4 protein-coding genes are annotated in these 10,192 nt (G+C 41.1%); 2 read left to right on the top strand and 2 right to left on the bottom strand.

What is annotated here, in order from left to right:
* Positions 1-265: 265 nt before the first annotated feature.
* Together devC and RMZ43_RS33700 are read right to left on the bottom strand one after the other, a co-directional pair.
* Positions 266-1,444, bottom strand: a complete 1,179-nt coding sequence (devC, locus tag RMZ43_RS33705; protein WP_322650256.1) for an ABC transporter permease DevC — start codon at positions 1,442-1,444, stop codon at positions 266-268.
* Between the two features lie 170 nt (positions 1,445-1,614).
* Entirely contained in the window at positions 1,615-2,823 is a 1,209-nt protein-coding gene (locus tag RMZ43_RS33700; protein WP_322650255.1) for an ABC exporter membrane fusion protein, read from the bottom strand.
* A gap of 1,333 nt (positions 2,824-4,156) precedes the next feature.
* Here RMZ43_RS33700 and RMZ43_RS33695 point away from each other — a divergent pair.
* Together RMZ43_RS33695 and RMZ43_RS33690 are read left to right on the top strand one after the other, a co-directional pair.
* On the top strand, positions 4,157-4,435 hold the full coding sequence (locus RMZ43_RS33695) for a hypothetical protein (RefSeq protein ID WP_322650254.1): 279 nt from the start codon (positions 4,157-4,159) through the stop codon (positions 4,433-4,435).
* Positions 4,436-4,658: 223 nt separating this feature from the next.
* Complete coding sequence (locus tag RMZ43_RS33690) at positions 4,659-10,145, top strand: polyketide synthase (RefSeq protein ID WP_322652209.1); 5,487 nt, start codon at positions 4,659-4,661, stop codon at positions 10,143-10,145.
* The last annotated feature ends 47 nt before the right edge of the window (positions 10,146-10,192 follow it).

The following is a 10,192-nucleotide window of genomic DNA, read 5'->3' as shown; positions in this document are numbered from 1 at the left end:
AACATAGGACAGGTGCTGGATTTGACGTTATTTTCAGCTTACTACCTGTCCCTTTCCTTATCCCGAACTCAGGTTAAATAGGTGAATTTGATTTATTAGATAGAAAGTTTCAAAGTTTTACCGAATTGGAACTTTGGTAAAAACTTTTAACTTAAAACCTACAATGGGTATAAAGAGCAATTTTTCTGTGGAGAGTTTGCATCTATCCTTACTTATGACACTATATCAACGCAAAATAATTTGATTAGTTTGCTGTTAAGAATAGCTAGAAAATATCTCCCGGATCTGCGGAGCGAAGTTTATTGATAGCAAGCGCTCCAGATGCTATGCACATTAAAACCGTTGAGGTTAAGACAATGAGTGCATTATTAATGGTCATAAAGATTGGTAGTTTAGTTGCTTCTGCTGCAAAGTCATATAACAAAACAGAAGTGATAAATCCTGGGATATAACCTAAAATTGCCAAAATCAAAGCTTGCTGAAATACCACATTTAATAAATATTTATTGGCATAACCTATGGCTTTTAAAGTGGCGTAAGCAACAAATTGTGTAGCAATATTGCTGTAAAGAATTTGATAAACAATAACTACACCAACAACCGCAGCCATTGTCAACATCAAGTTAAGAATAAAACCAATGGGTGTTCTGACAGCCCAATATTTTTTCTCAAAATCAATAAAGCCTTGGCGTGTAAAAACTTGGACATCATTAGGCAAAGTTGCTTGCAGATTTTTCAGTACTATTTCTGCATTAGTACCAGGTTTGAGGGAAATCAAACCGATATCGATCATATCTGCCGGACGGGTATTGGGATTTATCCTAAGAAAAGTTGAGTCACTGACAAGCAAGTTTCCGTCTACCCCAAAGGAAGGCCCTAAGCTGAATAAGCCACCAATTCTAACTCTATAACCAATTAATGAATTGAAGGGAAATATTTCAATTGTCTGTGCAGTATCTCCCGCATCAAATTTTTTAGCTATTGGGCCAAACTCTGGGCGAGAACTCCGATCAAAAAGCACGACATCGGGAATTTTCAGTTTATCTAAATTTTTCTCGACTTCTGCAATGTTCATCACAGGTCTACCCGGATCGAAACCAATGACGTATATTGAATATTTCTCGCCAGTTGCCGGATTTTTTAATTTGGCAAATTGCAAATACATAGGGCTAACTGACTCTACGCCATCAAACGCCAGAGATTGATACAAACGAGTCCGTGAAAAGCTTTGATTTGAGGTCAAAGATTTATATTGAGAACTAACTAAAAATAAATCTCCTTTGAGATTCTGATGTACTGCGGTCGCACTTGAATAGAGAGCATCTTGAAAACCAAGTTGCACAAACATTAACAGCACAATAAAACCAATCCCAGCTACAGCTACTAGTAAACGAATTTTTTGTTGGGCTAGCTGTAGCCATCCTAAAGGAATTTTGAAAATCATGGATTTATTTGTAATTTGTGAATGACCAATGCCCCTTAAGAGTGCTAAATAATGAGTGTTGTTAGCAAATAGCTAGAGTTTAGCCTGTGCCCCTTTACTCACAACTTGGAACGGGCAACTATAGCTATCCGCTAACGAAACTCGCAACTGTTTTGCTCCATACCTAATAACTAAATATGAATGGCAACATCCACCTGTAAGTTGGTTAAACGAGCAACCTTTTCACTATCTGCGGGACTATCGATGGAAATTTTCACTTCAATTATTCTGCGGTCTGTATCTGAGCCAGGGTTTAGGCTGAAGATGTTTTGCTTGTCAACTTGCCAACCAATCTCTTTTACAGTTCCTTTTATTGTTCCAGTAAATGCAGTGCTGGTAATTGTGGCTTTTTGTCCTACACGCACTTTTTGAACATCGGTTTGATACACCTCTGCAATCACATACATTTGAGATGTCTTACCTATCTCAGCAAATCCTCGGCTGGCGCTGATGACTTCTCCGGTTTTGGCGTGAATTTTCAAAATTTTGCCATTTATGGGAGCTTTGATATAACTTAAATCCAAGTCGGCTTTTGCTTGTTGAACGGAAGTTGTTGCACTGTTGACTTCGGTTTGTGCTACCTGAACATCTACACTACGCACTTCACTAATACTGGTGAGTTGCGCTTGTGCTTGCTTGCGTTGTTCTTGGTATGTGTCTTGAGTCCGCTTGAGAGTGGCTTGGGCTTCTGCTAACTGCTGTTGTGTAGTCTTTAGTTGCAAAGCTTTGCTATCTGCTACAGAAGCCGCGATCGCACCTTGTTTATATAATTGCTGATAGCGATTATTTTCAGCTTGAGCATTGTCTACTTCCGCCTGGATACGGTCGATTGTCGCCTGTTGGGTAGCAACGTCTCCTTTATATTGTGGCTCTAAACGGGCGATCGCGGCCTTTTGAGCATTAATATCTCCGGTTTTTGCTCCAGATTTCACCTGCGCTAGTTTAGCTTTGGCAACTTGCAGTTGGTCTAAAGCTTGTTGCAATGCGGTTCTAGAACGACCATAATTTTCTAGATAGGCCAGTACTTGCCCTGTTTTAACCGTATCGCCTTCTTTTACCAACAGTCTGTCTACTCGCACGCCATTATTGGAAGTGGGAGCAGTCAAAGTAGTAACTTCGCCTTCTGGTTCTAAACGTCCCAAGGCTGTCACAGCAAGTTTCACAGGAGTGACTGCTTTTGGAGGATTTGTTGCTGGTGTGACAACTTTAGATTTAGACCAAAAAGGTATCAAACTATAAAAAGCTATTAATCCCGCCGCTAAGGTGAGAGAAGCTGCTAAAATTACTTGCGATCGCCCTACGGGTTTTGTGAATAATCGGCTTTCTTTATTTACTGCCATCTTTTCATTCCAATTCTGTTTTCTAGGGGATAGCCTGGTTATATTTAATCGCTTAGATATAGACTCATCCGCAAATTACCAAGAGGGCTTTTCCTCTAAGGTTTCTACCTTAATAAAGTGGATGGGTCTAAATTGGTTTTATATGAATTGTTGTACGCTTTTGCCGCCCAAACTCACTATTGTGGCGTGAAAATTAATGGTGGTGTTACTTCAAAGCTTCCTAAGTTATATCCTAATTTGACATCTAATCCCGTAGCGTAAAATACAATAGGGCTAACCAGAAAACTTAACTTTCAAGAACAATGAAGCGCTAATAAAAATGATCTCAAAATTCGGATAAACTTGTTATTAACAATGCCATAAAAATTGGATTTTGTCAACTGATTAGCTTTGCATAAGTCTTGATTCTCTCACTAAAATATTTCATCACAGTCAGATTAGAGACTGAAGAAATTTACTCATTACTAATCGCTCGTTTGCTAATTGAATACCAAAAGATAGTTTGTTATTAAGCAGATTTGATATTATTAACAGATTATTATCAGCAGGGTTGTGTAGTATTAGACATTCTTATCAGCTTTGTTCATAGTAATTAAAGGCGTGAAGCAATACATTTGGTGCGTTATACCAATTCTGTATGAATATGCACCTATAGTGCAATAACGAACCGCCAAGTACACCAAGTACGCCAAGAAATAAAGAGATTTGGCGCAGCTCCACAAAGAATGTTTATCAAGTAACATACTAAAAATTAACATTTGCTTTATAAATAACCGCTTTGCGTCTTAACTTGACTTATATTGAAAAATAACCCGAAACTTTGACTAAATTATGATGTTTCTCTGAAAAAACATACTTATGGTTATTCAATTTATCTATGTATTCATAGAATTGTTATTTACTAGACAACAGATTTGCATTGTTAAGTTAATTCAGTACAAATTTTTGGCTAACCCGTAGATAACAAAATATCTCACAGATATATATAGTCATAAATTATACTTTTATGCTGAATTCTATTCAAAAGTTACACCAGCAAGAATGGAAGTTTATTTATAAAATAACTTTAAAGGAATGATTTAGTTTATGTAAAGTGTGTTATTGTTTTTATTAATTCAATGCTTAAAAGCAGTTAGACAAACTAGTTATTTAATTAGAATTTAAAAATTAAAAATAACTAAAATTAACTGTTTATCCATCACATTATGATCGTTTAATTACTTCTAAACTTGCATAAACTCGGATAAAAGGTGGTGTCTTTTCTGTAACGAACTTGTCAACTTTCCTGGGTCAAATCCCATAAAATATATTATCCTGGACGTTGAAACTGTCTATGACATTGATCGAGATACAGAACGTTGTCATTAATAACAGCTATGTTGCTGTGGTTGGGCTAGAGAATCAAAAAGTTTCGGGTGAGAAAAGCGTTTCTGTTCCTTTAGCTACTCCTCAGTTGTCATCGTTCCAGTGGGATAGCATTGCTCAAAATCTCTACTATTACAAATGCATTGAATTCACTGGTCAAGCAGGTATTACACTCCAAGACTATTTTACCAGTTTTAACAACGTCATCAACCTATTGCCACAATATCAAGAGTCTAGCGTTGGATAACATTTTTTTGCGATGTCTACGACGGGCTACGCCTACGCAGTGTGCCAAAGTCGCCTGGAAACATAAGGCTTTACCCCGGCAGTATGTATCGTGTGGTGTCGATTTCAAGACAAGCATTTAGCAAAAATAAGATAGCTAACTGCTTACAAAACCAGAGTTTTTCATTAATTAGTAGGCAACAGAATTACTGTAGCTACACAATCCACAGTACTAACTATGCCCTATGTCTGCTTATTCGATTGATACTGCCTTAGCGGAGTTAGAAAGCCTTATCAATAATTGTGAGAAGGCTGTGATGAGGTCTATAGAGGAAAAAAACATGAAGTCAGATAAATCAGATAAATCAGTGTCAATTAACAAAATTAACAGACAATTACAACACAATCCTATCGCCATTGTTGGCATGGCTTCTCTATTACCTCAAGCCAGAAATTTGCGGGAATACTGGCAAAATATAGTAAACAAAATTGACTGTATTACTGATGTTCCTGCTACTCACTGGAGTGTTGAAGATTATTACGATCCGAATCCCAGAACTACTGAAGATAAAACCTATTGTAAAAGAGGTGGATTTCTTCCAGAAGTAGATTTTAACCCGATGGAATTCGGCATACCACCCAGCATTTTAGAAGTCACAGATGTATCGCAACTATTAAGTTTAGTGGTTGCGAAAGAGGCAATGGAAGATGCAGGTTATGGTGAAAAACGTGAGTTTAACCGCGAGATGGTTGGGGTAATCTTAGGCGTGGCGATGGCCAAGCAATTAGGAATGCCACTTTCAGCTAGGTTGGAATATCCAATTTGGGAAAAAGCACTCAAAAGTAGTGGTTTATCTGATGAAGATACTCAAAAAATCGTTGATAAAATCAGAAGCGCTTATGTGAAGTGGGATGAGAACGCTTTCCCTGGAATGTTAGCTAACGTAGTCGCGGGTAGAATTGCCAATCGCCTAAATTTTGGCGGAATGAATTGCGTAGTTGATGCCGCTTGCGCTAGTTCCTTTGGCGCTTTAAAGATGGCAATTAGCGAACTAGTTGAGCATCGTTCTGACATGATGCTGACTGGTGGCGTTGATACCGACAACACCATCATGGCTTACATCTCGTTCAGCAAAACGCCGGCTGTTTCTCCCAGTGAAAATGTCAAACCTTTCGATGCTAAATCCGATGGGATGATGCTGGGTGAAGGTATCGGGATGATTGTTCTCAAACGGTTAGAAGATGCTGAACGGGACAACGATAAAATATATGCCGTAATTAAAGGTATTGGTACTTCCAGCGATGGACGTTATAAGAGCATTTATGCTCCCCGCAAAGAAGGTCAAATTAAAGCCTTAGAACGTGCTTATGAAGATGCCGGTTTCTCTCCCGCTACTGTTGGTTTGATGGAAGCACATGGCACTGGTACAATGGCTGGAGATCCGACAGAATTCGGTTCTTTAAAAGACTACTTTGATGTACATGATGATAAAAAGCAGCATATCGCTTTGGGTAGTGTAAAATCACAAATTGGACACACAAAAGCGGCTGCGGGTGCGGCAAGTTTGATTAAAACTGCTTTGGCTTTACATCACAAAGTATTGCCGCCCACAATTAACATTACCGAGCCAAACCCCAAACTCAACATTAAAAATTCATCCTTTTATTTGAATACTGAAACTAGACCTTGGATTCGTCCAGAAGGGGAAGCACCAAGACGTGCAGGTGTCAGTTCCTTTGGCTTTGGCGGCACCAACTATCACGTTGTTTTGGAAGAATATGAAGCTGACCAAAACCAGGCTTACCGCTTACACAGTGATGCTAGTGAAGTGCTGTTGTTTGCTCCTACAGTAGACCAATTGTTGAGCAAGTCGGAAGATATTTTAGGTAAGTTGCGTTCACCTGAAGCACCCACACATTACGCACAATTAGTCAATGAGTGCAAATCACAACAAATTCCCTTTTCTGCTGCCAGATTTGGGTTTGTAGCTGAGAATCTGGAAGAAGCTTGTAAGTTGCTGCAAACTAGCATTGAGTGGCTGAAACACAAAGGAACAGCAGCATCTTGGGAGCATCCCCAAGGGATTTATTACCGTTCCTCTGGTATGGAGTTGGGCGGAAAAGTTGTCTCTCTATTTTCTGGTCAAGGTTCGCAATACTTGGAGATGGGACGCGAACTGGTGATGAATTTTCCTTTAATGCGCCGTCTGCATGGTTATATGGATAGCCTGTTGCTCAAAGATAATTTGCAACCGTTGTCAGAAATCGTTTTTCCTCATCCTGTGTTTGGAGAGGCAGAAAAGAATGTCCAAATTGCTGCCTTGCAACGCACAGAATATGCTCAACCAGCCATCGGGGTGTTGAGTGCAGGGATGTACAGCATACTGCAACAAGCTGGATTTAAGTCAGATTTTGTGGCCGGTCATAGCTTTGGTGAACTAACAGCGCTATGGGCTGCGGGGGTTTTGAGTACAGAAGATTACTTATTCTTAGTGAAAGCTAGGGGTCAAGCAATGGCTGCACCCGAAGATCCAGATCATGATGCGGGAAGTATGTTGGCTGTCAAAGAAGATATCAGCAAAGTGGAAGCAGTGCTGAGACATTTTCCCCAAGTTGCGATCGCTAATCAAAATTCTCCCACTCAATTTGTCTTGGCTGGGCCGACCGCAGAAATAGCGAGAATCAAAGAGGCTTTACACGAGAAAGGATATACAGCTGTATTGTTACCTGTGTCAGCAGCGTTCCATACACCGCTAATTGCCTTTGCTCAGAAATCCTTTGCGATCGCTACCAAGTCCGTCAAGTTCCAAAGTCCTAAAATCCCTGTTTACAGCAACGTTACCAGTAAGCAGTATCCCAAAGAACCCCAAGGTATTCAAAAGATTCTGGAAACGCACCTTTCCAACTCAGTGCTGTTTAAGCAGGAAATTGAAAATATCTATGCGGCAGGTGGTACTTGCTTTGTGGAATTTGGGCCGAGAAGAATTCTTACTAACTTAGTCAAAGATATCCTTGGCGATCGCCCTCATATCACCGTATCTTTGAACCCCAGCGTTCAAAAGAATAGCGATCGCTCTTTGCGAGAAGCAGTTGTGCAGTTGCGGGTGATAGGTATGGCTTTGAATAATCTCGATCCTTACCAACTTCCCCAAACTATACCCCCAATTGAGACGAAGAAGACATTAAATGTCCGTTTAAACGGGATAAACTACAGATCCGAAAAAACGAAAAATGCCTTCGCTCTAGCTTTGCAGGATGGGCATAAAGTCACATTACCCACCCCCGAATATTCTGATGCGGCTCCTTTATTTAGTAGCCCAGGTGTAACTCCACCTCTGGCTGTAATTGAGACTAACGGACATAAAAAATCCACCGCAACAATGAACGGTGTGAGTTCTAATATCATCACCCAACCAGAGCAACAAATGAATCCTGTGACCCTGTCACAACCAGCCCAGGAATCTAAGATGCAACCAACACCAGAAAAACTTACAAATTACGAACAACTTTTAGCAAGTTTAGAATATCTCCTGACACAGTTCCAGGAAAATCAAGCCGAGAATTTACAAGTTCACGGTACTTATCTCAACCATCAAATGGAATACGCTAAAGCGTTTTTCCAACTGATGCAGCAGCAGAATTCCTTGTTGAGTGAAAGTAAATCAACAGCCGAAACTGCCAAAATGAAGCTAGTTGTCATGGAAAGCTTAGAGCGTAGTATGATGCAGTTTCACTCCCAACAAGGTGAAACTCTACGCATCCATGAGCAATATCTTCAAGAGCAGTTGGAATATACTAAGAGCTTTTTCCAACTCATCCAGCAAGAGTATTCTCAAATCATCTCTGGTGAGGGAGCAACCCAATTAACAGAGATAAGCAATTTCACTCCCTTCACAACAGAAACAACTGTTAGTGATGCACCAGTACCTGCTACTACCAAGATAGTAGAAAGCCAGCCTTTGCCTGTAACTGAGCCTGTAGCTAAAAATGGCTTAAATGTTACTCAAGAACCTCTGCCGCCTGCTGTAGAGCCAATAAAGACGCGATCAGTCGCATCTCTACCAACTCCGCATTTCGCCACTGTCGAGACAGTAGAGCCACCTGTCCCAGTAGTAGAACCCCAAGCAGAGGTTGTAGTCAAAATTAGCGCACCTCCAGTCGAGGAAGTTGTTGCATTCACCCCACCAGCACCCACAACTGCTGCACCTGTATCTGGCGCAACCATCGATATTGTTGACTTGGATAAAAACCTGTTAGCCATCACCAGCGACAAAACGGGCTACCCAGTCGAAATGCTGGAAATGGACATGGATATGGAGGCTGATTTAGGAATTGACTCCATCAAACGGGTGGAAATCTTGGGAGCGCTACAAGAAATGTACCCCAACCTACCCAAGCCCAATTTAGAAGAACTGTCAGAAAAACGCACCATCGGTCAAGTTGTTGAGTATCTGCAATCCCACGCTTCCAAAAGTGTTTCTGTAGAAATTGCAATTCACGAAGTACAAAAAGCAACTGATATTGCAGTAGAGGCTGCACCAGTAGTTGAGGTAGTCGTTGCACCTGAACCAAGCGTAGTTGTCGCATTCACTCCAGAACCAGAACCCGCTACAAGTTACTCCAACAAAGAGGAGCTAGCGCTGAAGACGGGTTTCCCGTCGCAGGCGACTGGCGTTGAACTGGCGAACCCGGAGGGTGATGAATTTGCAAACTTAGGTGAAACTCTGTTAGCCATCACCAGCGATAAAACCGGCTATCCAGTGGAGATGCTGGAACTGGAAATGGACATGGAAGCCGACTTAGGAATTGATTCCATCAAACGGGTGGAAATCTTAGGGGCGATGCAAGAAATGTACCCCAACTTACCCAAACCGAATATCGAAGAACTCGGCGATCTCCGCACCATCGGTCAAATAGTCGATTACCTACAGCAGTTGGCTGGAGGTGAAAAAAAAAAGTCTGAGCCTGAGTTTGTCCAACAGCAGCCACCCCAATTAGAACATGAATTAGAGCATAATATCCAGCGCCATCCGGTCAAACTCAGAAGTCTCGCACAGCCCGATTATTTGGATTTCACGTTACCAGAGGGACACATCGGTTTAATCACCGATGATGGTTCCCTCACCACCTATAAATTAACTGAATCCCTAATCGAGAAAGGCTGGAAAGTAGTAGTTATCAGCTTCCCCCAATCGCTCATCGCCCAACAAGCACCCTTACCCACAGGAGTAACCCGCGTCACCTTAGCAAATTTGAGTGAAGAACATCTTCAACAACAATTGCAAGCGATCGCATCTCACTGCGGAACGATTGGGGCCTTCATCCACTTACATCCAATGTTTGTAGGAAATCACACCGGAAGTATTTCTTATAACGAATCAGAAAAGGCGATCGTCAAGCACGTATTTTTGATGGCGAAACACCTGAAACCTTCTCTAAACGAAGCCGCAAAACATGGACGTAGTTGTTTCTGCACAGTAGCTCACCTGGATGGAGCCTTCGGGTTAGAGTACAAAGTCAACTTCGGTGCGATCGGTGCTGGTTTGTTCGGATTAACCAAAACTTTGAGATGGGAATGGCCAAAGGTGTTTACTCGTGCGATCGATTTAAGCCCCAGACTTGATGCTAAACAGTCAGTAAAAAACATCATAGCCGAGCTTCACGACCCTAATCTTTATATCAGTGAAGTTGGGTATGGTTCACAGGGACGAGTCACCATTATCGCCGATTAAAAAGTAGATTACTTTCTCTCAAACCTAACCCCCAACCCCTTCCCTAC

Source organism: Nostoc sp. CmiVER01 (genome assembly GCF_034531135.2).
Classification (GTDB): domain Bacteria; phylum Cyanobacteriota; class Cyanobacteriia; order Cyanobacteriales; family Nostocaceae; genus Nostoc.
Note: the sequence above shows the minus strand (reverse complement) of the source record. Positions and strands in the feature narration are given on the sequence as shown.

Bases quoted from the DNA above. Each gene is read 5' to 3' on its own strand.
- RMZ43_RS33695 (WP_322650254.1), top strand. From the start codon at position 4,157: ATGACATTGATCGAGATACAGAACGTTGTCATTAATAACAGCTATGTT.
- RMZ43_RS33690 (WP_322652209.1), top strand. From the start codon at position 4,659: ATGTCTGCTTATTCGATTGATACTGCCTTAGCGGAGTTAGAAAGCCTT.
- RMZ43_RS33700 (WP_322650255.1), bottom strand. From the start codon at position 2,823: ATGGCAGTAAATAAAGAAAGCCGATTATTCACAAAACCCGTAGGGCGA.
- devC (WP_322650256.1), bottom strand. From the start codon at position 1,444: ATGATTTTCAAAATTCCTTTAGGATGGCTACAGCTAGCCCAACAAAAA.